Below are 22,370 nucleotides of genomic sequence, written 5' to 3' on the forward strand. Positions count from 1 at the left end.
AAGTCTCAGAACGGCTCTTTTATCAGCACGCCTTACGGCCCGTGCCGAGGTCCTTCTAACCCGGGCCCGGATTTCGTGGGGGGCGGATGGCGATGCATCACGGCTTGCAGCGATCGGGTACGAATTATCTGCTTTTGTCCCTGTTGCGTCTGGGCACGCCGGTTCTCAATTATCGCGACCCGGCCCGAAATGACCCGCGCCACAAGCATTGCCGGTGGCAATCCGACAAGAGCACCCTGATCGCCCCGATCGCACGACAATACGGCAATGACTTCGCCCCCGAGACCATAGACGCCCTGGATGCGATTTGCCGCGTCCCGAAGGGCACGGCCCATGTCGTCGCCACCGGCGAGGTCGAGGCCGCGCTTGCTGCTGCCCCCGCAGGCGGCGACATCGCTCTCGGAAAACCATAAAGGACGGCCCTGCATACCATGAAAACCTCTGTCGTGATGGCCGCCTACAACTCCGAGGCCACGATCGGCACGGCGATCGAGTCGTTCCTTGCGCAGGATCATCCCGACAAGGAACTGATCGTGATCGACGGGGCCTCCACGGATCGCACCTGTGAAATCGTGCGCGGCTTTGACAGTCCCCTGATCCAACTGCATTCCGGCCCGGACAAGGGGATCTACGATGCGATGAACAAGGGCTTGCGGCGCGTCTCGGGCGAGGCCTTCGGGTGCCTCAATTCCGACGACCGGTACCACGATGCGGGCGTGCTGGGCAAACTGGCCCGCGCGTTGCAAGGGGCGGACCTGGTCAGCGGGCGTCTGCATTTCGTGCGCGAGCATGGCAGTGCGCCGGTCCGGGTCTGGCAGGCGGATCGCCATCGCCCCGGTGCCTATGCGCGCGGGTTCACCCTGCCGCACCCGGCCACCTATGCCCGCCGCGCGGTGCTGGAGCGCGTCGGGGACTTCAGCACCGATTTCCGCAGCGCCGGCGACTATGATTGGTTGATGCGCGCGCTCGAGGTCGAGGGGTTTTCCCATTCCGTGATCGAGGATGTGATCGTCGACATGCGCATCGGCGGCGAAAGCACGGGTGGCGCGAAGGCCATTCTCAAGAACAGCCGCGAAATGCTGGAAATCCGGCGCCGGCGGCTCGGCAGTGGCGTGGTCGACGCCGCCCTGTTTCTCAACCTTTTCATCAAGTTCAAACAGGTCTTGCTGCGCTGAGCGACCGCTTGTGCGACGGCGAACGAGAGGATCCCCATGAAAAAAGCACTCATCACGGGCATTACCGGCCAGGACGGCAGTTATCTGGCCGAGTTCCTGCTTGAAAAGGGCTACGAGGTGCACGGCATCAAGCGCCGTGCCTCGTCCTTCAACACGCAGCGGATCGATCACATCTACCAGGATCCGCACACGCCCGACCCCAAGATCAAGCTGCATTACGGCGATCTGACGGACAGTTCGAACCTGACCCGAATCCTGTCACAGGTCGAACCCGACGAGGTTTACAACCTCGGGGCCCAGAGCCATGTCGCCGTCAGCTTCGAGGCGCCGGAATACACCGCCGATGTCGATGCGATGGGCACCATGCGCCTGCTCGAGGCGATCCGCTTTCTCGGCCTCGAGAAAAAGACGCGGTTCTATCAGGCGTCCACCTCGGAGCTTTACGGCAAGGTGGTCGAGATCCCGCAAACCGAGACGACGCCCTTCTACCCGCGCAGCCCTTATGCGGTGGCGAAACTCTATGCCTACTGGATCTGCGTGAATTACCGCGAGGCCTATGGCGTCTATGCCTGCAACGGAATCCTGTTCAATCACGAAAGCCCGCGCCGCGGCGAGACCTTCGTGACCCGCAAGATCACGCGCGGCATGGCCAACATCGCGCAGGGCCTCGAGGATTGCCTTTACATGGGCAATATCGACGCGCTGCGCGACTGGGGCCATGCAAAGGATTACGTGCGCATGCAGTGGATGATGCTGCAACAGGATACCCCCGAGGATTTCGTGATCGCCACCGGGGTGCAGTATTCGGTGCGCGAGTTCATCACCTGGACCGCGCGCGAATTGGGGATCGAACTGGCGTTCAGCGGCGAGGGCGTGGACGAGATTGCCACGGTGGCCTCGGTCACCAGTGACATGGCCCCCACGCGTCAAACCCGGCGATGTCGTCATGCGCATCGACCCGCGCTATTTCCGGCCCGCCGAGGTCGAAACCCTGTTGGGCGACCCGAGCAAGGCCAAGCAGAAACTGGGTTGGGTTCCGGAAATCACGGCGCAGGAGATGTGCGCGGAAATGGTCGCCGACGATCTGAAAACCGCCCGGCGTCACGCGCTGTTGAAAGAACACGGGTACGAGCTTCCCGTGGCGCTCGAGGGGTAAGACGCATGACCAAGATCTACATCGCCGGCCATCGGGGCATGGTGGGCGGCGCGATCCTGCGCCTGTTGCAGGCGCGGCAGGCGGCGGGCGAGGATCTGAGGCTCGTCACCCGCACCCATGCCGAGGTCGATCTGACCGATCAGGCGGCCGTGCGCGATTTCATGCAGGCCGAGGCGCCCGATGTCGTCATCCTGGCCGCGGCCAAGGTCGGCGGGATCATGGCCAACAACACCTATCCGGCGGATTTCATCTACGAAAACCTGATGATCGAGTGCAACGTCATCCATCAGGCCTTTGCCGCCGGGGTGACGCGCCTGCTGCAACTGGGCTCGTCCTGCATCTACCCGCGCGCCGTGCCGCAGCCGATGCGCGAGCACGCGTTGCTGACCGGCGTGCTGGAACCCACGAACGAACCCTACGCCATCGCCAAGATCGCGGGCATCAAGCTGTGCGAGAGTTACAACCGCCAGCACGGCACCGATTACCGCAGCGTGATGCCCACCAACCTTTACGGGCCGGGCGACAATTTTCATCCCGAAAACAGCCATGTTCTGCCCGCCCTGATCCGCCGCTTTCACGAGGCGACGGAAGAGGGCCGCGACGAGGTCGTGATCTGGGGCAGCGGCATCCCGCGCCGCGAGTTCCTGCATGTCGACGACATGGCCGAGGCCAGCCTGTTCGTGTTGGACCTGCCGCACGAAGACTACGCCGCCAATACCGAGCCGATGCTGAGCCACATCAATGTGGGCTCCGGCACCGATGTGTCGATCCTCGAACTGGCGCAGATGGTCGCCGAGGTGACCGGCTTCAAAGGCCGCATCGGCACCGACACCAGCAAGCCCGACGGCACCATGCGCAAGCTGATGGACGTGTCGCGCCTGGCCGCGATGGGGTGGACGGCGCGGATCGGCCTGCGCGACGGCATCGAGGATGCCTATCGCTGGTTCCTCGACCATCGTGATACCGCCCGTCTCTGACGCCACTGCCGCATTCGCCCACGGAGCCTTCCATGACGCAAGACATTCATCCCCTTCTCCTTTGCGGCGGTTCCGGCACGCGGCTGTGGCCGCTGTCGCGCAAGAGCTACCCCAAGCAATTCGCGCCCCTCACCGGCGAACGCAGCCTGTTTCAGGCCTCGGCGCTGCGCCTGTCAGGGCCCGGTTTCGCCGCGCCGACGGTCATTACCGGGTCGGATTATCGCTTCATCGTCACCGAGCAATTGGCCGCAGTGGAAATCGCGCCCGCCGGCATCCTGATCGAACCCGAGGCGCGCAACACCGCGCCGGCGATCTGTGCGGCCGCGGTGGCCTTGCATGACCGCGCGCCGGGGGCCTTGATGCTGGTGGCGCCCTCCGATCACGTGATCCCCGATGCCGACGCATTCCGCGACACGGTGGCCGCCGCGGTCGCCGCCGCCCGGTCGGGGCGCATCGTCACCTTCGGCATCCGCCCCGACCGGGCCGAAACCGGCTATGGCTGGCTGGAACCCGTCGCCGAACCCGATGGGTTGCAACCGCTCAAGGCTTTCGTCGAAAAGCCCGATGCCGCCACGGCGCAGGCCATGCTCGATGGCCGCAAGCACCTTTGGAATGCCGGGATCTTCCTGTTCTCCACCGAGGCCATCCTTGCCGCTTTCGAGGCCTATGCCCCCGACATGTTGGCCGGCGTGCGCCAGGCCGTCGCCGAGGGCAGCCAGGACCTTGGCTTCACCCGGCTGGCGCCCGCCCCTTGGGCCGGTCTCGCGGATCTGTCGATCGACTATGCCGTGATGGAAAAGGCCGACAACCTGTCGGTCATGCCCTACGAGGGGGGCTGGTCCGACCTGGGCGGCTGGGAAGCCGTCTGGCGCGAGGCTGGCCCGGACGAGGCCGGCATCGTCACCAACGGGCCGGCCACGGCGATCGAGTGTCACAACGTCTTGCTGCGCGCCGAATCCGAGGATCAGCAGCTGGTGGGCATCGGCCTGCAGGATATCGTGGCCATCGCCATCGCCCGACGCCGTGCTGGTCGCCCACAAGGACCGCGCGCAAGAGGTCAAGCGCGCCGTCACAACGCTCAAGGCCCAGGGCGTGTCGCAGGCCGATACCCTGCCGCGCGACTACCGGCCCTGGGGCTGGTACGAAAGCCTGGTGGTCGGTGCGCGGTTCCAGGTCAAGCGCATCGTCGTGCATCCCGGCGCGGCGCTGAGCCTGCAAAGCCACCATCACCGCGCCGAGCACTGGATCGTCGTCGAGGGGACGGCCAAGGTCACCGTGGACGACAGGGTACAACTCGTGACCGAGAACCAGTCCGTCTACATCCCGCTCGGCGCCGTGCATCGCATGGAAAACCCCGGCAAGGTTCCGATGGTGCTGATCGAGGTGCAGACCGGCAGCTACCTGGGCGAAGACGACATCATCCGCTACGACGACGTCTACGCCCGTGGCTGAGCCTTCGCGTCTGCTGCTGCTCGGGGCCTCGGGCCGTGTCGGGCGCATGGTGACGCATCACTGGCGACGTGCGCCGCCCAATGGTGCCGTCATCACGGCGCAACACCGCGATCCCGATCGTGCCGACGGCCTGTTCTGGCCCCTGCTCGACCCCTCGGCCAAGGGCCCGCAGCCCGGCGCGTTTGACGCGACCATCTGCCTTGCGGGTGTGACGCCGGGGCCGGGGGCGGACCTGTCCCTGAACACAGGCCTGGCCGAAGCGGCCTTGACCGCCGCCCATCGCGCCGGGATCGGCCGCGTGCTGGTGGCCTCGTCCTCGGCGGTCTACGGGGCGGGGGATGGGACACCGTTTTCCGAAACCGCCCGCACCGATCCCGTCAATGCCTACGGCGCCGCCAAACTGGACATGGAACGCGCCTGCGCCCCCTGGCGGGACAAGGGCGTCGAGGTCTGCTGCCTCAGGATCGGCAACGTGGCGGGCGCCGATGCGCTGTTGCTGAACGTGGCGCGCAGCGCGCCCGATCAGCCCCTGGTGATCGACCGCTTCGCCGATGGCCGCGGGCCGGTGCGGTCCTATATCGGCGCGCGCAGCATGGCCGATGTGCTTTTGACCCTCGCCACGACGCCGCGTGACTTGCCCGAGGTGCTGAATGTCGCCGCCCCCGGCCATGTCTGGATGGAGGATCTGGCCAGGGCCGCCGGGCACCCGTTCGACTTTCGCGATGCGCCGCCGACCGCGTATCAGTCCATCACGCTCGCGTGTGCCCGCCTTGCCGCGCTGCATGACTTTGCGCCCGACGCCGCCGATCCCGCCGCGCTGGTGACGCAATGGAAAGAAACACTGCCCCGATGACCCCCGCAAAACGCCTGTTCGACCTTGTCTGCGCCATCCTCCTGTCGATCCTGCTCGCGCCGGTGATCGTCCTTGTCGCGATGCTGATCCTCGTGCTCGATGGCCGGCCAATATTCTACATCTCCGAGCGGATGAGATCCTCGACCCAGGGGTTCGATCTGGTCAAGTTCCGCACCATGAAACCGGTCGCGGGCGACAGCGGCGTTTCGGGTGGCGACAAGTCGGACCGCATCACCAGGACCGGCGCCTTCCTGCGGCGGACGCGACTCGACGAGGTGCCGCAATTGTGGAACGTGCTCCGCGGCGACATCAGCTTCGTCGGGCCGCGACCGCCCTTGCGCCAGTATGTCGACCGCTTCCCCGACCTCTACGGGCGCGTGTTGCAATCGCGCCCCGGCATCACCGGGCTGGCCTCGATCTACTTTCATGCGCACGAGGAACACCTGCTGGCCCGCACCTCCAGCCGCGAGGAAACCGACGCGGTCTATTCCCGCGCCTGTATCCCGCGCAAGGCGCATCTGGACCTGATTTATCAGGAAAACCGCACTGTCTGCATGGACATGATGGTGATGCTCAAGACGGTGTTCAAACGCCTTCGCTGACGGGAAACCCGTCGGCGTCGCGGAAAATCACCGGGCGTTAATCATTCCTCAACCCTTTAAGGGCAAGGTAGCTCCGTCACTCACCGAGGCCGCCCCGCATTTCGCGCAGGCGGCCTTTTCTTGTTCAGGAGCCTGCCCGCATGAATCCCTTTCAGAACCGCGCCCCGCAACTGTCCGGCCCCGCCACCGATGCCTTGCCCGTCACCCCCGACGATGGGGCCGACCTGTCGCGCGTCGCCATCGGGCTGTATGTCGAAACCGGCGGCAGCCTTTCGGTCGTGACCGTGAATGGTCAGACGCGGTCCCTGTCCGTGGCCGATTTCTCGATCCTGCCGCTTGGCGTGCGGCGTGTCAGGGCCACGGGCACGACGGCCAGCGGCATCCACGCCATGGTGCTGGCATGAAACTGGTCACCGATGTTTCGCTGACATCCCGACCTGCGGCGGTGGCGGTGGGGTGGACACCCGCCGCCCTGTTCGCGGCGGGTGAGCCGGGCGCATGGTTCGATCCATCCGCGCCCGGGGCGCTGTTTCAGGACGCAGCGGCCACCATTCCGGTCACGGGGCCCGATCAGCCGGTGGGTTGCATGCTCGATCTGTCGGGCCGGGGCTGTCACGCGACACAGGACGATCCCGCCGCACGCCCCATGTATCGCAGGTTCGGGGATATCCATTCGCTCGAGTTCGACGGTCTGGACGACATGCTTTCGACCCCGGGCATCGATCTGACGCAGACACCGCAGCTGGGCGCTTTCGCCGGGGTGCGAAAGCCGGCAGACATCTTCGGGCCCTATGTCGGACAAGGCGATTGGACCGCGGGCGATCTCGGGGCGTGGGATCTGGCCGTTGGCGCGTCTTTTCCCGGCAGCACCCCGGTCCTGCGCGACACCTATCGCGGCGGGTATCGGCAGATGTCCGATTTCAATACGGTTGTCGGCCGCCCCTTTTCCGGTCAGCGCGACGATGTGCATGGCGTGTATTTCGACATGTCGGCGACGGGGCAAGTCGCCAAGATCGGCTTGCGGATCAATGGCGCACCACCGCCGACAGTTGCCCTTGCGGGGGACGATGCGACGGGGCCGGGTTTTCGCAATGATCCGGTCGTGATCGGCGCACGCAACGGATCGTTCGCGACGATCTGTCTGCATGGGCTCGTCATTCGCGGCGCGTCCTTCACACCGTCCGAGATCGCGCAGACCGAGGCGTATCTGGCCCTCCGGTCGGGTGTCACCCTCTCGCTCTGACGGCGGTAACGGAGACAGCGGGCTATCTGGTCTGGATGAAGCGCACCAACCCGTCCGGGTCGATCCGTGCGGCGGTCAACGGCCCGCCGTAAACGGCCCCGGTGTCCAGGGGCACGCGGCCGCGCTCCGCCTTCGGGTCCTCGACCGGGACATGCCCGTAAGCGACCCATTGGGCGTCGGTGCGGTCGATGCGGCCAAAGCTGCTGGTGCCCCAGAGCAACGTGTTTGCCTCTTGCGCAGGCATCGGCAGGGCCGGATCCGCGGCGGCATGAACGGCCCACAACGTGCCCGAGTTCCAGGACAGCGGCAGCGCTTGCAACCATGCGATCCTGTCGGCGCCCAAGGCTGCGCGGATGTCGAAGGCAAGATCGACAAGCGCGGCCGCATCGCCGCCTTCGCTGGTGACCTGCGCACGCAACCCCATGCTGGCCACCGTTTCCAGCCCGCCATGACGCAGCCATCGTTTTGCCGGGCCGGTCGGATCGTCGAGAAAGTCGAGCATCATGCGCTCGTGATTGCCCAGAAGGCAGGTGATCAGATCCGGCGCTTCGGTCTGCGCCCCGTGCAGGAACTCAAGAACCACGGCAGAGTCCGGCCCGCGATCGATGTAGTCGCCAACAAAGACAAGGGCCGGATCCCCCGATATCGCATAGTCGAACTCGGCTTCGACCAGTTGCATGAGATGTTCGAGTTCGGCGGCGCACCCATGGATGTCGCCCACCAGAAAGGTCGTCCGGGTTGGAGATGGCGATGCCCAGTTGTCCCGTTTCGTCATGTGTTCCCTGTCTCAACTTGTGGCCGCCAATTGGTGTGCCGAAAATGCATCGGTTGGGCCTCAATCCCGAGGGCCATATCCTCACGCCTCGTACCGCGCAAGCAAGGCCGGTAAAACCGCGATCAAAAGAACAACTGCGAAGCAGGTGGGCGGACGCATAGCAACACCCGCGGTGTTGCTGCCAAGACGTCCCGCAATTTGTCGCTTTGCAGGGGCGTACACAACAAGACGGCTGTCGAACATGTATCTTAAATCCTTGGTTGCCGTGGCAATTGCGTTTCTGGTGTCGGGATGCGGCTCCGCCTATGTTGCCAGCGATATCAACGATGTGGCCGGCGTGGAGGAGATCGAGGTCGTCGACATCTCGGCCTTTGTCGTGCGTCAGGCAAACAATGCGCCCTACGCACCGCAGGATTTGCCGGATGCGTTTTCCTTGATCGCAAGTGGATCGACACCGCCCCGGGCGCCGCGCCTGCCGGACCAGGTTTTCGATCCCGAGGCCCGCCCCGGCGCAACCGTCCTGCGCGCGCCGCCCGTCGTGAACCCCGAGCCGTATCGCATCGGCGTGGGCGACGTGCTGATCCTGGCCACGCCGCGCGGCCAATCCACCGTCGAGGAACTTGCCGGCCTCGTCGCGGCTCAGAACCAGCGCCAAGGATACACCGTTCAGGACGATGGCATGATTTCGGTGCCGTCGATCGGGCGCATCATGGTTGGCGGCATGACGCTGGATGCGGCCGAAGATGCGATTTTCCAAAGGCTGATCGACGCCCGGATCGATCCGACCTTCAGCCTCGAGATTGCCGAGTTCAACTCGCAGCGGGTGTCGGTCGGCGGCGCCGTCGGCAGCCCCGGCGTCGTGCCGATCACGATCCAGTCCGTCACCCTGGACGAGGTCTTGGCGCAGCGGGGCGGCGTGAACGCGCGGGATGCCGATTACACCGTGATCCGTATCTATCGTGATGGCACGCTGTACCAGATCCCGCTCAACGATTTTTATGCCGAAAACTCCTTGCGCCGCCTGCGGATGTTGAGCGGGGACAGTGTCTTTGTCGATACCGACTACGACCTCGACCTGGCGCAGGCCTTTTTCCAGGAACAGATCGCGCGCGCGAACTACAACCGCTCGGTGCGTGCGGCCGCGATTTCGGAATTGCAGGCCGAGATCTCGATTCGTCGCGGGGCGCTGCAGGAAACGCGCAGCAACTTCCAGGCGCGTCTCGATCTTGGCGCGGAAAGCCGCGAGCATGTCTACATCATGGGCGAGGTGCCGAATCCGGGCCGGTTCGCTCTTCCTTACGAGAATGTCGCCGTGCTTGCGGATGTGTTGCTGGATGCCGGCGGCGTGCAGCAAAGCACCGGCAACCCCGGTCAGATCTACGTGATGCGCGCGCCCTACGAAGATGGAACGACGCTGCGCCGTGTGACCGCCTATCGACTGGATGGCCGCAACGCGGCGAACATGGTGCTGGCAACGCGCTTTGAAATGCGGCCGGGCGATGTGGTCTTTGTCGCAGCGCAACCGATTGCCCGCTGGAACCGCTTCATTTCCCTGGCGCTTCCGACCCTGAACCTGGGTAATCGTTTGAACAACTGAATGTCGTACAGCGTGGAGCCGGCGCGCATCCCGTCGGACGCGCGCTGTGCAGTAACGGACGGGTCGTCTAGACTTGGCATGGGTGTGTATTGCCGCTACGGCCAATGCAGCCCGGCAGGGGTCGGGAATACTCGGTGCGGATGGTGGCGGACAAAATGCAAGACATGACCTCGTTCCCAAGCAATGGACCTGAACAGGACTCGCAGGACGAGATCGATCTGGTCGAACTGCTGAGAACGATCTGGCGCGGCAAGTGGGTTATCGTCCTCACCACCGTTCTGGGCATCTTGTTTGCGGTCTATCAGGCCTTCGTCGTGGCCGTGCCGCTGTACCCGGCGCGTGCGACCGTCGCCGTCGAAAGCGGCGACACGCAGATGGTGATCTCGGAAATCGACAGCGTCTTTTCCGGCGCCGGCACGGACTCGGTGGCGTTGAATACCGAGATCGAGGTGATCCTGTCACGCGATCTGATCGGGCAGTTGGTGGATGACCTCGACCTTGTCGCCGACCCGGAATTCAACGGTGCGCTCCGGGATCTGCCGTTTCGAACGAGGGCTTTGAACTGGGTGCGCGGGATCGAGCGGGCCTTGCCCAGCGATGCGCGGATGCGCGCCTCGGTGATCGACTCGGTCATCAATCGCGTCAATGTCGAAAACCTCCGCTCCACGCGCGTGTTCAACATCGAGATCGAAACCACGGATCCGCAGAAATCGGCCATGATCGTGAACCGCCTGGCCGGGATCTATATCGACAGCCAGATTCGCCGCAAACTGGACGCCACGACGCGCGCCATCAGCTTTCTCAGCGACCGCACGACCGAATTGCAGGCCAATGTGGCCGAACTGGAACGGCAACTGGCCGCGCAGACCGAGGAATCCAACGTCGTGTCGGCCGACCTCGTGCAGGCGCAGAACATCCAGTTGCGCGAATTGCGCGAGCGGATCGAGGATCAGGCACAGCGCCTTGCCGATGAGCAATCCATTCTTGCCAACCTGGTTTCGGCGCGGGGCGATTTCGACGCCTTGATCTCCGCCGCAGAGGCCAGTGGCGAGTCGCGCCTTTTGTCCATCACCCAGCGCTTCCGCATGGGGCGTCTGGACAGGGTCGAAGCGAATGCAGCCGTCGAAGACGTGATCGCAACCCTTATCGCCAACAGCGAGCGCGCGGCCCAGCAGCTTGAGACATTGCGGCAATCCGAAAGCGATCTGGCAAGCCGTATCGCGGCACAATCCGCGGAACTGATCGCCTTGCAGCAGCTCGAGCGTGAAGTGAACGCCGCCCGCCTTTTGTACGAGACGTTTCTGACCCGCCTGCAGGAGGCCAGCGTCCAGCAGGGTCTGGAAACCGCCGACGCGCGCGTCCTGTCCGAGGCGGTGCCACGCGGCGCGTCGAGCCCGAGGAAATCCCTCTATGTCATGCTTGGCCTGATGCTCGGGGCGTTGCTCGGCATCGCGATTGTCCTCGTCCGCGAATGGCGGTTTGCCGGTTTCCGCACCACCGACGAGTTGCGGGACCTGACGGGCATGCCGGTGCTGGGCACGGTGCCGGCCCTGCCGACCACCGACCGGCGCGAGGTTCTGGCGCTGCTCAACTCGCAGCCCAATTCCGTCTTTTCCGAGGCCGTGCGGAACCTGCGCACATCCATCCTGATGGCCAGCATCGACCGCCAGCCGCAGGTCATCCTCATGACATCTTCGATACCGTCCGAGGGCAAAACCACGCTTGCCATCGCCTTGAGCCGGCTGCTGGGTGCCATGGAGGGGAAACGCGCCCTGCTGCTCGAGGCCGACATCCGGCGGCAGACACTGCGCGCCTATGTCGATCATGACCCCGGCGCATCGCTTGCGGATGTTCTTCTGGGGCGTCTCGATCTCGATGCCGCGGATTTGCTCGACCCCGATCTTGGCGTCGACGTGCTGAGCGGCGGCGAGGCAAAGGTCAACGCCGTGGACCTGTTCTCGTCACGCCGCTTTGGCGATCTGATGGAGGCCCTGCGCCACCGCTACGATTACATCGTGATCGACGCACCGCCCGTGCTGGCCGTGCCCGATGCGCGCGTTCTGGCCGCCTATGCCGATGTCACCGTCTTCGCAGCCCGTTGGTCGAGCACGTCGAAAACGCAACTGCGCCAGGGGCTCCAGATGCTCGAAACGGTCGGTCATCCGGCAGACGGGATCGTCATGTCGCAGGTGGATCTGAAAAAGCTCAAGACCTACGGCTACGCCGGCCAGTACGGCTATGACAGTTATTCCTCGAAGTACTACAGCACGCAAAGTTGACGTAGCCGCAGCACACGGGTGGCCAGGGGGCGCGCTGTCCGGCGCGGTCCTTGTGATCTGCCACTCTGTCGAGGGGTGCCGACCTTGGCCGACACCGTGGTGATGACCATGCCGCGCAAGGGAAAACCCGACAAGGTCAGCGCATTTATGCCACGGCCCCCACGAAATGCTGCGAGTGCAGCATATGAGGCGGCAATGACTCCGGACCTTCGATAACCTCAGGGAACGTTACGACGTTTGTTCACGACGGCGCGACCACGGCGCGCACATGTAGTTTTCGCGGTGGTGGAACAATGGAACAATGGAACGATTTCTGGATTTCATCTTTGCACTGAGCCGTCGGCAGAAGCGCCTGGTTCAGGCCTTCATCGATGTCGCGATCATCTGCGTCGCCTTTGCCCTCGCCATGCTGCTTCGGCTCGATGGTCTGCGCTTCGCTTCCAACACGGCGAGTTGGAGCGTCCTGCTGCCCGTCATTCCGCTCACGATCGCGGCATTCTGGGCCCTGGGTCTGTACCAGGCCGTGGTGCGCTACATCGCCAGTTCGATGATCCGGACCATCGGGATAGGCGCGATCGCGTCTGCCATCGTGATGTTCGCGGCCGCGTTGCAGATGGATCTGCCGGTGCCGCGGTCGGTGCCGGGCATCTATGCGATCGTGCTCTTCCTGCTGGTCGGCGGCGCGCGCATGGTCGTGCGGTTGCTCAGTATCGCGCGGCGCGCGAACAAGTCGCGGAATGTCATCATATACGGGGCCGGATCGTCGGGGCGTCAGCTGATGCATGGGCTGCGCCAGGGGATCGAATTCAACCCGGTGGCTTTTGTCGATGACGACGCCAGCCTGCACAAAAGCCAGATCGGCGGGTGCAAGGTCTATGCCCCCCACATGCTTCAGCATCTGCTGGACCGCTATCAGGCCGGAGTCGTTCTGCTCGCCATGCCGAAACTCGGTCGCGCCGAGCGAAACAGGATCGTCTCCCGACTCGAGCCGCTCTCGGTGCAGGTGATGACGGTGCCGGGGCTGGCCGACCTGGTGTCGGGCAAGCATGCCATCAACGAGCTGCGCTCCGTGGCCCCCGAAGACCTTCTCGGGCGCGACCCCGTTCCGCCGCGCGCGGATCTGATGCACCGCAAGATCGAAAGCCGGACGGTGCTTGTGACGGGCGCGGGCGGCTCGATCGGCAGTGAACTGTGCCGCAAGATCCTGACCAGTCGCCCCGAGACCCTGATCCTGTTGGATATTTCCGAGTTTGCGCTCTACACGATCCACGAGGAATTGCAGATCGCGAAGCTCGAGGGCGACTATACCACCAATATCGTTCCCTTGATGGGGTCGGTGCAGAACGCGGATCGGATGGCCAAGATCATGATCCGCTACAATGTGAATACCGTCTTTCACGCCGCCGCGTACAAGCATGTGCCGCTGGTCGAACAGAATGTCATCGAAGGCATCCGCAACAACGTTTTCGGGACCTTCTCGCTGATCAAGGCGGCGCGAGATCATGGCGTGCGCGACTTCACCCTCGTTTCGACGGACAAGGCCGTGCGCCCGACCAACGCCATGGGGGCGTCCAAGCGGTTGGCCGAGTTGATCTGTCAGGCCCTGGCGCTCGACGAGGTCGGGATGACGATCTCGATGGTGCGCTTCGGCAATGTTCTCGGGTCCTCCGGGTCGGTGATTCCGCGGTTTCACGACCAGATCCGCAAGGGCGGGCCCGTGACGGTGACCCATCCCGAGATGACGCGCTACTTCATGACCATCCCCGAGGCCGCCGAACTGGTGATTCAGGCCGGCGCCATGGCGCGGGGGGGCGAGGTCTTCGTGCTCGATATGGGGCAGCCCGTCCGAATTCTCGACCTCGCGGAGCAGATGGTGCGGCTGCACGGCCTCAAACCCTATCGGCGCACCGATGCCGGAAACGAGCAAGATGGCGACATCGAAATCGTGATCGCCGGCTTGCGACCGGCCGAAAAGCTCTATGAAGAGCTGTTGATTGGCGACAATCCGCAGCCGACAAGCCACCCGCGAATCATGTGTGCCTCCGAGGATTGCCTGTCATTCGAGAATTTGACCGTCCTGCTGGAGCAATTGGACAAGGCATGTTCCAAGCATGACATCCCGCGGATCCTGCGGCTGATCTCGGATGCGCCGACAGGGTATATTCCGTCCAGCACCATCCACGATCTGCTCTGGAGCGATAAGGCATGGATCGCGAAAAGTGATCCTGTCGCTCCGTTGAAGCAACTGGTCGGGCCCTGACAGTCGGCCCCATAGCCACCCGTTCGCCGTTGCGGCGTGGGCACCGCCGGCCGCGCGCCCTCGGGTTTCCCGAAACGGGCGCAGGTCTGGTTCCGCCGTACCGTCCCGGCGCCTCGCGTGGCTGACAGGGGCTTTCCCCGCCTCAGGCGGGGGGGTGAGCGCATGGCGCGCCTTTCCCTTTCACGCGTCTTCTCCGGGCCGAATGGCGCAAGGGCGCGCAGCACGGCACAACCGGGTCGGACTGCGTCGCCCGGCCGACCGTCCCGCCTGCGTGTCCCGTGACTCACGAAGCGTCAGGGGGCGCGAGGCCACCCGTCGGCCTGCTTCAGCGCGGCCGATCGCAGGTTCTTGACGTGCCTTGACTGTTCAGGAGGTCTGGTGCCGCTGAAGGGACTCGAACCCCCGACCCCATCATTACGAATGACGTGCTCTACCAGCTGAGCTACAGCGGCGTTCACCGTGACGGCCAGGGGCCGTCTGTCGAGAACGGCCTGCTTTTATCAGATGGTCTTGCGGCGTCAATCACATGCTGCGACCCAATTCCGCATCAAATGACGCAAGCGAAAAGAAAAGGGGGCGACCCGGCAGGCCGCCCCCTTTTGCTGTCGATATCAGGCTCAGGCCCGTTCCGGCGTCGGCCTTTCTTCGGCTGGCGCCTCGGCGGGCTGCGCATCGCCGGGGGTTGCGGTATCCGCGGCCTGGGCCGGGGCGGCGTCCTCGACGATCTCGGCCTCCTGCGCCGCTGCCGATCCCGGTGTCTGATCCTCCAGCGCGCCAACGATCAGGGGCAGCATCTGCGCCGGGCCGGCCAGCGCCGCCTCGGATTGCGGGGCCGTCTTCCAGGTCAGCGTGTCAAAGCCGCCATCGGTGACCGGTTGCCATTCGGGATAGGCCTTGCCGTCAACCTCGCAGATCCACTGCGGCCCGCGCGAGGCGGTCACGGCCTTGGCCAGCCACGCCCGCACGACACGGTCCTCGGCACCCTGGCCGCGTTCGATCGCCGCCATGATGGTCAGCGACCGTGCGGTCGGAAGGGTTTCGGCCAGATCGCCAAGGGCCCGACGGGCGGCGGGGAAATCCTCGGCCGCGATGTGCAACTCCGCCTCGAGCATCTTGGATTCGGGATCGCTGGCATGCTTGGCCAGCAACGGACGAAAGCGCTTGAGGCGATCGGACGGCGACTCGTCTGGCGCGATGGCGGCAAAGGCGGCGGCCAGATCGGGGTGCGGTGTGCTGTCCCAGGCTGTCTTGAGGATCTTGGTGGCGACGCGCGGCTTGCCATCGGCAATCGCCAGGCGTGCGGCCATGACGGCGGCAGGCACCAGCCCCGGCGCCATGGCATTGGCCGCGTTCGCTTCGCGCGTGGCCTCGGCCACCTTGCCCTCGGCCATGGCCTCGCGCGCATGGGCCAGAGCCAGAACGGCATCTCGGCGCTTGTGCATGTCGCGCGGTATGTTGCCGGACTTGAGCGCCGCGGCCAGCGTCTGACGCGCACCCTGCCAATCCTCGGACCGGGCCTGAAGATCCAGCAGTTTGGTCTGCACCTCCTCGTTCTTGGGCCGCAGGACCAGGGCGCGTTTGCCCAGCTCGAGCGCGGTGTCGGTGTCGCCATCCTCGAGCTTTTGCTTCATCAGGCCACGCACGCCCACGAAGCGGGTGCGGTCGTCGGTGACCAGCGCCTTGTAGGTGTCGGTGGCAAGCTTGCGATCGCCGACCATCTCGGCGCCCTGGGCCACGACCAGCTTGGTCAGTTCGGGCCGCCCGAGGTATTTCTCGGCCCGCTCGGCCTTGCGGATGGCCAGTCGCCCTTCGCCGGCGGCCAGTGCCATCATGCCCTCGCTCAGGGCCTCATAGCCCTTGCGCTCGGAGCGGCGGTCAAAATAGCGGCTGATGGCGGTTTCGTCCCCGTTGAGGAACCGCAAGGTGGCGATCAGCAGCCCCACGAGTTTGAACAACACCCAGACCGAGATCAGCAGCGCCAGCGCCCCGAGGATCGCGATCAAGGGCGTCAGGACGAACTCGCGCCCGGCCACCGTCAGGACGGCGGCATCCTGCATCTCGGTCAGGTAGCCGACGCCCAGCGTCAGCAAACCCACGATGGCGATGAAGATCAGTACTTTCAGCAGAGACCAGAGCATTTTGCGGCGTCCCTTCTCAGTTGCTGCCGGCGAGCGCGTCGGCGACGGTCACCAGGGCCGCATCTACAGCGGCGCGTGTTTCGGCCTGGGCCATCCAGTCGGCCATTTCGGCCTGTGCCGTTTCGGGCAGGGCCGCGATCTCGGTCAGCGCGGCGGCGAAATCGGCGCGATCGACGGCGGCCTGGGCCCGCGACAGCACCGCGTCGGGGTCATCGCCTTCGCGCGGCTCGATCGAGCGTCCGCCGACCTGCCCCTGAAGGAAGGCCGTGAACCGCTCCACCGGGTCTTCGCCGGCGGTTTCGCGCAAGGCGACCGGCAGGGCCGCGCGGGCGGCGGCCGGAAAGCCATCCTGCAACTCTTCGACGGTGGCGACACCGTTTTCGGCGGCGGCGGTCAGGGCCTGGGGCACCTCGGTCGCGGCGGAGATGGTGGCGACGGCCTCGGCAAAGGGGGCACCGGTCGTGACCGCGATGCGCAATTCGCCCAGCGCGGCCTCGGCGGCGGCCTCTTCCAGCGCGGCCTGCGCCTGGGCCTCGGCCTCGGCGATGGCGGCCTCGGCCTGGGCGGCCGCCTCGGCGGCGGCGTCTTGCGCGGCGGTGGCCTCGGCCTCGATCCGGGCGGCTTCTTCCTCCTGGGCGCGCAACTGGCCTTCCAACTCGGTCACGGTTTCGGCCGCGGCCGCAAGATCGGCGTCGACATCGCCCGAAAACAGTGGCCGATCCTCCAGCGTGGTGATCCGCGTCGCCAGGTCCGCGATCGTATCGGTGGTTTCGCTCAGGCGTGTCTCGAGCGCGCCGATCTGCTCGCTCAGCGGCGCAAGATCGACCCCGGCGGTGGCGGGGGCCTCACCCAGGGCCGTCACCTGCGCCTGCAGGGCGCTGAGGGTTTCGGATTGCTGCGCGATCACGCTTTCCAGGCGGCTGGCGGCGGCATCATCGGCCGGCATCGGCAGATAGCCCATGTAGGTCGCGCCATAGCCCAACCCGGCGGCGACCACACCCCCCAGGAGCAGCGGCACAAAACCCGGCCCACGCTTTTCGACGACGGTCGCCGGCGGCGGGGTGTTCGGTTTCTCGGTTTCGGGTGTTTTAGCCTCGGGTGCCTCGGGTGCCTCGGGCGCGGCATCGCTGTCGGCCTCGACGGCGGCAAGAGTGTCTTCACCCTCGGTGCCGGGCGTCTCGTCGTCCCGCTCAGATGCGTCGCCGTCCGCGTCGGCCGTCTCAGCGGCTTCGGCGTCGATGGTGTCCTCGCCCTCGGGCGACATGCTGTCCTCGGCGGGATCTGCAGGAACATCCGCGAAGATACCCGTCGCGTCGGGCACCGGGTCTGACGTCGTTTCGGGGGTGTCGGCCATATCCGCATCCGGGGCGACCGTTTCGGCATCTGCCACCGTGACGGTCTCGGCCCCGTCATCGGGGGGCATCATCGCCTCGTCGGCCCCGCTCCCGGTTTCGGGGGGGATGCTATCCTGTCCGATGTCCCCCTCGGGCGGGGTCGTTTCGGGGATCTGGGTTTCGTCGCGCGTATCGCTGGCCCCGTCAGAGCCTTTCGAGGATCGTCTCGCCACCACCTGAGTCCTTCTATCTTGCGCGCCCGACTGTCTAATTAACCTGACACCGGGCGAGAGTCAGCCTAAATTACCGTTTCATGCGGCTCAACCGGCCGCTAGGTGCCAATCCGTCGCGCGATCGCCTCCAGAATGGCCGCCGCGTCCGGGGTTTCGGCCAAGATCGTCCGGTCTTGCCAGGCCGCCGGCAGGGCATCGCGCGCCGCCGCACTGATCGCGACAAGGGTGAGTCGCGCGGCGTCCGCGCCCTCGGCGGCCTGCGCCAGCAGCTTGGCCGAGCGCGGCGAAAAGACCGGCGCGATCACCCCGTCCCGCGCCAGGGCCGCGTCAAGGGTCGCGTCCGGCGGCATTTCGCGCTGATCGTAGACGGCCGCCTCGCGGACATCCAGCCCGGCGCGGCACAACCGTTTGGCTACGTCGCCGCGCACATGCACGCCATGCAGGTGCCAGATCGGGCCGGGGGGCGGGTCCTGGGCCAGCCGTGCCACGAGGTCATTGGCCGTGCCGTCCACCGAATGCGCCCTGAACCCCGCCGCGCGGGCGGCCGCCTGGGTCCGGGTCCCGACGCACCAGGCCAGCCGGCCCTGTCCGGCCCCGGCCTGCGGGACCGCGTTTTCCGACGTGAAGATCATGGTCGGTGCCGTCCGCGCCTCGGGCGGGGCGGGCAGGGGCACCACCTCCATCAGGGGGGCGATGGCCACCGCGACCCCCGGCAGGCGTGTGTCCAGCGCGCGGGCGAACCGCTCGGATTGCGCCCTGGGGCGCGTCAGCAGGACAAGGGGGGGTGGATTGTCAGACATCGGGCAGAGTGTTACCTGCCTTGCTCCAACGACACAAATGCCAAGGCCGGGTTCGGCCGTCTTTGCCACATGCCCCGCGCGCCCCTGATCCTCGGCCTGGAATCCAGTTGCGACGACACCGCCGCCGCCGTGCTGCGCGGGCCGGGCGATGCGCCCGCGATCCTGTCCTCGGTCGTGTCCAGCCAGACCGATCTGCACGCGGCCTTCGGCGGCGTGGTGCCCGAGATCGCCGCGCGCGCCCATACCGAAAAGCTGGATCTGATGGTCGAGCAGGCCCTGGCCGAGGCAGGCGCTGCATTAACCGATATTGACGCGATAGCGGTTACAAGTGGGCCCGGCCTGATCGGGGGGGTGCTGGCCGGGGTCATGGCCGCCAAGGGGCTGGCCATGGGGGCGGGCAAACCGCTGATCGGGGTGAACCACCTCGCTGGCCATGCCCTGACCCCGCGCCTGACCGACGGGGCGGCCTTTCCCTACCTGATGCTGCTGGTTTCGGGCGGGCATTGCCAATTCTTGCGCGTCGACGGCCCCGAGACGTTCCGCCGTCTCGGCGGCACGATCGACGACGCCCCGGGCGAGGCCTTCGACAAGGTCGCACGCATCCTCGGCCTGCCGCAACCCGGTGGCCCTTCGGTCCAGGCCGAGGCGCGGGCGGGCGACGCGACCCGCTTCGCGCTGCCGCGCCCCCTGATGGATCGCCCCGGATGCGACCTCAGTTTCTCGGGCCTGAAAACCGCCGTGATCCGCACCCGCGATCAATTGACCGAGGCGCAGGGCGGGCTTACCCCGCAGGACCGCGCCGACCTTTGCGCCGCGTTCCAGGCGGCGGCGGCCGATGTGCTGGCGGGCAAATCCGCCCGCGCGCTGGCCGCCTGCCAGGGGCTGACCGCCTTTGCCGTCGCCGGGGGCGTGGCCGCCAACCAGAGCCTGCGCGCGCGCCTGACAACGGTGGCCGAGGCGGCAAGTGTGCCGTTCCTCGCCCCGCCACTCAGCCTGTGCACCGACAACGCGGCGATGATCGCCTATGCCGGATTGCTGGCCTTCGAGGCCGGGCGCCGGGATGACATGACCTTGTCGGCGCGGCCGCGCTGGCCACTGGATCGCGCGGCGAAACCCTTGATCGGATCGGGCAGGAAAGGGGCCAAGGCATGAGCACGCCCTTGATGGTCTACGGCGCGGGCGCCTTTGGTACGGCCCTGGCCATCACCTATGCGCGCGCGGGTCACCCGGTGACGCTCTGGGCGCGCGAAGGCGCATCCCGGATGCAGGCCGCCCGCGAAACACCCGTCGCCTGCCCGGTGTGCGCTTTCCCGACGGGGTGCGCGTCACCGACGACCCCGCGACCGAGGCCCCGATCGCCCTTTTGGCGGTGCCGACCCAATCGCTCGGGGCGTTCCTGCGCGACACGCGGCCGACCGCCCGCTACCTCGTTTCCTGCGCCAAGGGGATCGACCGGGCGACGGGCCGGTTTCCGACCGCGCTGATCGCCGATGCCGCACCCGGTGCGGTGCCGGCACAATTGACCGGCCCGAGTTTCGCGGTGGATATCGCCGCCGGTCTGCCCACGGCGCTGACCATCGCCTGCGCCGATGATGCCGTGGGCGAAACGCTGCAGCACGCGCTGTCCACCCCAGCGCTGCGGCTTTATCGCAGTACCGATGTGGTCGGCGCCGAACTGGGCGGGGCGCTGAAGAATGTCATCGCCATTGCCGCGGGCGCGGTCATCGGCGCGGGGCTGGGCGACTCGGCCCGCGCCGCGCTGATCGCGCGCGGTTTCGCCGAGATGGCGCGCGTCGCCCGCGCCGCCGGCGCCCGGGAAGAGACCTTGACGGGCCTGTCCGGACTGGGTGACCTGATCCTGACCTGCGGGTCCGAGAAATCGCGCAATTTCCGTTTTGGCGTGGCGCTGGCCCATGGCGAAACCCTGCCCGAGGACGTGACCGTCGAAGGGCTGCACACCGCGCGCCAGATCGCGGCCGATGCCACGCTGGAGACGCCCCTGGCCGATGCGGTCGCCGCCCTGGCCGATGGGCGGGTTGACTTGGCGACGGTATTGGAAACCCTGCTGTCACGCCCCCTGAAACCGGAGTGAGCCCGATGCGCTACTGGCTGTTCAAATCCGAACCGTCCACATGGTCGTGGGACGATCAGATCGCCAAGGGCGACGCAGGCGAGGAATGGGATGGCGTCCGCAACTACCAGGCGCGCAATTTCATGCGCGAGATGGCGGTGGGCGACAGGGGGTTCTTCTACCATTCGCAAAAGGAAAAGGCGGTGGTTGGCCTGGTCGAGGTGATCGCCGAAGCCCATCCCGACAGCACCACCGATGACGACCGCTGGGAGTGCGTGGACATCAAGGCGCTGGAAAGCCTGCCCGATCCCGTGATGCTCGAACAGATCAAGGCGCGCGAGGATCTGGCCCAGATGGTGCTGGTGACCAATTCGCGCCTGTCCGTCCAGCCCGTGACCGAGGCCGAGTTCCAGACCATCTGCGCGATGGGCGGCCTGTGATCTGACACCGCCTGGCATCTGAAAAAATGGAGGGCCCCGATCGGCGGGACCCTCCATCACCCACACACGATTTGCTCGCTCCACGTGTGTTCGAATGTCGGGCCCGTCATCCTGCCGGGCTGATCCCTGTTTACCGCAACCGGGTGCCGGGGATCAAAGGAAATGCCCGCAGCATTCGAGGCGATTTGTCTTCAAACCCTACGAAAAAGGCCCGCCTTCCGGCGGACCCATTGCCGTCGCAACGCGCGCGATCAGCCGTAAACGCTCTCTTTGCCGAAATGCTTGGTCAGCATGTAATAGACCACGGCGCGATACTTGTTGCGCTCGGATTTGCCGTAGGTCTCGATCACGCTGTTGATGGCGTCCATCAGCTCGGGGCCGTCGGACAGGCCCAGCTTCTTGACCAGGAAGTTGTTCTTCACCGTTTCCAGCTCGTGCTCCTGGCTGCCGGCCACGGTCGAGGCATCGGCATCGTAGATCGCCGGGCCGCAGCCGATCGTGACCTTGGTCAACAGGTCCATATCCGGCTCGATCCCGCATTTGTTGCGCAGGTCCTCGGCGTAGTGAGCGATCAGGTCGTCGCGCTTGCCCATCTTTGGTTCCCCCTTCAAGTGTCGTTTTGCGCATCGGGCTTTTCCGGCCAGCCCTTCGTCTGGCGCACCGGCGCGGCGTGGACGTTACCCGCAACCCGCAGGTCTGCGAAGAAAAACTTTGCCCCACGGGGCGCGCCGCCCCGTTTCGCGGTGCCGTTAGCGAGATCTTTACCCTTTCGGGCTAACGTGGCCCGTGATCGCGATCTCTCTCAAGCATGGTCTCGCCCCTGGCCGAAGACAGCCCCCGAAGGGCCCAGGTTCAGCGGGATCGGATATGCGCACTCTCTCCGACCCGTCCGGTCTTTCGGCGGGCCGAGGCCGTGCCCCGCAAAAGGGGCGGCGCCGCTCCGACGCGTGTTCCGTATCGCCGCGGGATGCCTGCCCCCCCGAGT

The 22,370-nt window shown here is 65.9% G+C and carries 17 protein-coding genes, 1 tRNA gene and 3 pseudogenes; 15 read left to right on the plus strand and 6 right to left on the minus strand.

The features are described from left to right. Nucleotides 1–86 precede the first annotated feature (86 nt). The 9 genes and pseudogenes from ROSELON_RS06390 to ROSELON_RS06430 all read left to right on the plus strand — a co-directional run bounded on the left by ROSELON_RS06390 (nucleotide 87) and on the right by ROSELON_RS06430 (nucleotide 7,458). Nucleotides 87–413 carry a hypothetical protein gene (locus tag ROSELON_RS06390; RefSeq protein ID WP_025311596.1) on the plus strand — a complete coding sequence of 109 codons (327 nt, stop codon included), beginning with the start codon at nucleotides 87–89 and terminating at the stop codon, nucleotides 411–413. Nucleotides 414–431: 18 nt separating this feature from the next. Beyond that, nucleotides 432–1,175, plus strand: a complete 744-nt coding sequence (locus ROSELON_RS06395) for a glycosyltransferase family 2 protein (protein WP_025311597.1) — start codon at nucleotides 432–434, stop codon at nucleotides 1,173–1,175. A gap of 36 nt (nucleotides 1,176–1,211) precedes the next feature. Beyond that, a pseudogene (gene gmd / locus ROSELON_RS06400) lies at nucleotides 1,212–2,331 on the plus strand (GDP-mannose 4,6-dehydratase). Nucleotides 2,332–2,336: 5 nt separating this feature from the next. After that, nucleotides 2,337–3,308 carry a GDP-L-fucose synthase gene (gene fcl, locus ROSELON_RS06405; protein ID WP_025311598.1) on the plus strand — a complete coding sequence of 324 codons (972 nt, stop codon included), beginning with the start codon at nucleotides 2,337–2,339 and terminating at the stop codon, nucleotides 3,306–3,308. Nucleotides 3,309–3,340: 32 nt separating this feature from the next. Further along, nucleotides 3,341–4,760 (plus strand): annotated as a pseudogene (locus ROSELON_RS06410) (mannose-1-phosphate guanylyltransferase/mannose-6-phosphate isomerase). Beyond that, the gene (locus tag ROSELON_RS06415) at nucleotides 4,753–5,613 is read left to right on the plus strand and encodes an NAD-dependent epimerase/dehydratase family protein (protein WP_025311601.1); all 861 of its coding nucleotides are present in this window, start codon (nucleotides 4,753–4,755) and stop codon (nucleotides 5,611–5,613) included. The pseudogene ROSELON_RS06410 and the gene ROSELON_RS06415 overlap by 8 nt, the downstream one beginning before the upstream one ends. Continuing rightward, a complete protein-coding gene (locus ROSELON_RS06420; protein WP_025311602.1) occupies nucleotides 5,610–6,215 on the plus strand; it encodes a sugar transferase in 606 nt (201 codons plus the stop codon). Before ROSELON_RS06415 ends, ROSELON_RS06420 begins: the two co-directional genes overlap by 4 nt. Before the next feature lie 140 nt (nucleotides 6,216–6,355). Further along, the gene (locus tag ROSELON_RS06425) at nucleotides 6,356–6,619 is read left to right on the plus strand and encodes a spike base protein, RCAP_Rcc01079 family (RefSeq protein WP_025311603.1); all 264 of its coding nucleotides are present in this window, start codon (nucleotides 6,356–6,358) and stop codon (nucleotides 6,617–6,619) included. Next, nucleotides 6,616–7,458 carry a hypothetical protein gene (locus ROSELON_RS06430; RefSeq protein ID WP_025311604.1) on the plus strand — a complete coding sequence of 281 codons (843 nt, stop codon included), beginning with the start codon at nucleotides 6,616–6,618 and terminating at the stop codon, nucleotides 7,456–7,458. Before ROSELON_RS06425 ends, ROSELON_RS06430 begins: the two co-directional genes overlap by 4 nt. Nucleotides 7,459–7,480: 22 nt before the next feature. Here ROSELON_RS06430 and ROSELON_RS06435 read toward each other — a convergent pair whose 3' ends face one another. Further along, a complete protein-coding gene (locus ROSELON_RS06435) occupies nucleotides 7,481–8,233 on the minus strand; it encodes a metallophosphoesterase (RefSeq protein ID WP_038650250.1) in 753 nt (250 codons plus the stop codon). A gap of 241 nt (nucleotides 8,234–8,474) precedes the next feature. Between ROSELON_RS06435 and ROSELON_RS06440 the strand changes: the two genes are divergently transcribed. The 3 genes from ROSELON_RS06440 (at nucleotide 8,475) to ROSELON_RS06450 (ending at nucleotide 14,369) form a co-directional block, all read left to right on the plus strand. Next, complete coding sequence (locus ROSELON_RS06440; RefSeq protein ID WP_025311606.1) at nucleotides 8,475–9,830, plus strand: polysaccharide biosynthesis/export family protein; 1,356 nt, start codon at nucleotides 8,475–8,477, stop codon at nucleotides 9,828–9,830. Nucleotides 9,831–9,994: 164 nt separating this feature from the next. Continuing rightward, entirely contained in the window at nucleotides 9,995–12,109 is a 2,115-nt protein-coding gene (locus ROSELON_RS06445; protein WP_198020796.1) for a GumC family protein, read from the plus strand. A 301-nt stretch (nucleotides 12,110–12,410) separates the two neighbouring features. After that, nucleotides 12,411–14,369 carry a nucleoside-diphosphate sugar epimerase/dehydratase gene (locus tag ROSELON_RS06450; protein ID WP_025311608.1) on the plus strand — a complete coding sequence of 653 codons (1,959 nt, stop codon included), beginning with the start codon at nucleotides 12,411–12,413 and terminating at the stop codon, nucleotides 14,367–14,369. A 376-nt stretch (nucleotides 14,370–14,745) separates the two neighbouring features. Here ROSELON_RS06450 and ROSELON_RS06455 read toward each other — a convergent pair. From ROSELON_RS06455 to ROSELON_RS06470, 4 genes are all read right to left on the minus strand, one after another. Next, nucleotides 14,746–14,821 (minus strand) — tRNA-Thr (locus ROSELON_RS06455). A 165-nt stretch (nucleotides 14,822–14,986) separates the two neighbouring features. After that, complete coding sequence (locus tag ROSELON_RS06460) at nucleotides 14,987–16,507, minus strand: heme biosynthesis protein HemY (RefSeq protein WP_025311609.1); 1,521 nt, start codon at nucleotides 16,505–16,507, stop codon at nucleotides 14,987–14,989. A 16-nt stretch (nucleotides 16,508–16,523) separates the two neighbouring features. After that, complete coding sequence (locus ROSELON_RS18930; protein WP_156945877.1) at nucleotides 16,524–18,074, minus strand: COG4223 family protein; 1,551 nt, start codon at nucleotides 18,072–18,074, stop codon at nucleotides 16,524–16,526. Nucleotides 18,075–18,172: 98 nt separating this feature from the next. Beyond that, nucleotides 18,173–18,874 carry a uroporphyrinogen-III synthase gene (locus ROSELON_RS06470; RefSeq protein ID WP_025311611.1) on the minus strand — a complete coding sequence of 234 codons (702 nt, stop codon included), beginning with the start codon at nucleotides 18,872–18,874 and terminating at the stop codon, nucleotides 18,173–18,175. Between the two features lie 69 nt (nucleotides 18,875–18,943). Here ROSELON_RS06470 and tsaD point away from each other — a divergent pair, with 69 nt between their 5' ends. From tsaD to ROSELON_RS06485, 3 genes and pseudogenes are all read left to right on the plus strand, one after another. Further along, on the plus strand, nucleotides 18,944–20,026 hold the full coding sequence (tsaD, locus tag ROSELON_RS06475; RefSeq protein WP_025311612.1) for a tRNA (adenosine(37)-N6)-threonylcarbamoyltransferase complex transferase subunit TsaD: 1,083 nt from the start codon (nucleotides 18,944–18,946) through the stop codon (nucleotides 20,024–20,026). After that, nucleotides 20,023–20,966 (plus strand): annotated as a pseudogene (locus ROSELON_RS06480) (NAD(P)H-dependent glycerol-3-phosphate dehydrogenase). Before tsaD ends, ROSELON_RS06480 begins: the two are co-directional and overlap by 4 nt. A gap of 5 nt (nucleotides 20,967–20,971) precedes the next feature. Then, the gene (locus ROSELON_RS06485) at nucleotides 20,972–21,385 is read left to right on the plus strand and encodes an EVE domain-containing protein (protein WP_025311613.1); all 414 of its coding nucleotides are present in this window, start codon (nucleotides 20,972–20,974) and stop codon (nucleotides 21,383–21,385) included. Between the two features lie 251 nt (nucleotides 21,386–21,636). Here ROSELON_RS06485 and ROSELON_RS06490 read toward each other — a convergent pair whose 3' ends face one another. Continuing rightward, nucleotides 21,637–21,978 carry a DUF2853 family protein gene (locus tag ROSELON_RS06490; RefSeq protein ID WP_025311614.1) on the minus strand — a complete coding sequence of 114 codons (342 nt, stop codon included), beginning with the start codon at nucleotides 21,976–21,978 and terminating at the stop codon, nucleotides 21,637–21,639. Nucleotides 21,979–22,370: the final 392 nt, after the last annotated feature.

Origin of the sequence: Roseibacterium elongatum DSM 19469 (assembly GCF_000590925.1) — a bacterium.
Taxonomy (GTDB): Bacteria; Pseudomonadota; Alphaproteobacteria; order Rhodobacterales; family Rhodobacteraceae; genus Roseibacterium; species Roseibacterium elongatum.

Coding starts and splice junctions, on each gene's coding strand:
- ROSELON_RS06390 (WP_025311596.1), top strand. CDS start 87: ATGGCGATGCATCACGGCTTGCAGCGATCGGGTACGAATTATCTGCTT.
- ROSELON_RS06395 (WP_025311597.1), top strand. CDS start 432: ATGAAAACCTCTGTCGTGATGGCCGCCTACAACTCCGAGGCCACGATC.
- fcl (WP_025311598.1), top strand. CDS start 2,337: ATGACCAAGATCTACATCGCCGGCCATCGGGGCATGGTGGGCGGCGCG.
- ROSELON_RS06420 (WP_025311602.1), top strand. CDS start 5,610: ATGACCCCCGCAAAACGCCTGTTCGACCTTGTCTGCGCCATCCTCCTG.
- ROSELON_RS06425 (WP_025311603.1), top strand. CDS start 6,356: ATGAATCCCTTTCAGAACCGCGCCCCGCAACTGTCCGGCCCCGCCACC.
- ROSELON_RS06430 (WP_025311604.1), top strand. CDS start 6,616: ATGAAACTGGTCACCGATGTTTCGCTGACATCCCGACCTGCGGCGGTG.
- ROSELON_RS06435 (WP_038650250.1), bottom strand. CDS start 8,233: ATGACGAAACGGGACAACTGGGCATCGCCATCTCCAACCCGGACGACC.
- ROSELON_RS06440 (WP_025311606.1), top strand. CDS start 8,475: ATGTATCTTAAATCCTTGGTTGCCGTGGCAATTGCGTTTCTGGTGTCG.
- ROSELON_RS06445 (WP_198020796.1), top strand. CDS start 9,995: ATGACCTCGTTCCCAAGCAATGGACCTGAACAGGACTCGCAGGACGAG.
- ROSELON_RS06450 (WP_025311608.1), top strand. CDS start 12,411: ATGGAACGATTTCTGGATTTCATCTTTGCACTGAGCCGTCGGCAGAAG.
- ROSELON_RS06460 (WP_025311609.1), bottom strand. CDS start 16,507: ATGCTCTGGTCTCTGCTGAAAGTACTGATCTTCATCGCCATCGTGGGT.
- ROSELON_RS06470 (WP_025311611.1), bottom strand. CDS start 18,874: ATGTCTGACAATCCACCCCCCCTTGTCCTGCTGACGCGCCCCAGGGCG.
- tsaD (WP_025311612.1), top strand. CDS start 18,944: ATGCCCCGCGCGCCCCTGATCCTCGGCCTGGAATCCAGTTGCGACGAC.
- ROSELON_RS06485 (WP_025311613.1), top strand. CDS start 20,972: ATGCGCTACTGGCTGTTCAAATCCGAACCGTCCACATGGTCGTGGGAC.
- ROSELON_RS06490 (WP_025311614.1), bottom strand. CDS start 21,978: ATGGGCAAGCGCGACGACCTGATCGCTCACTACGCCGAGGACCTGCGC.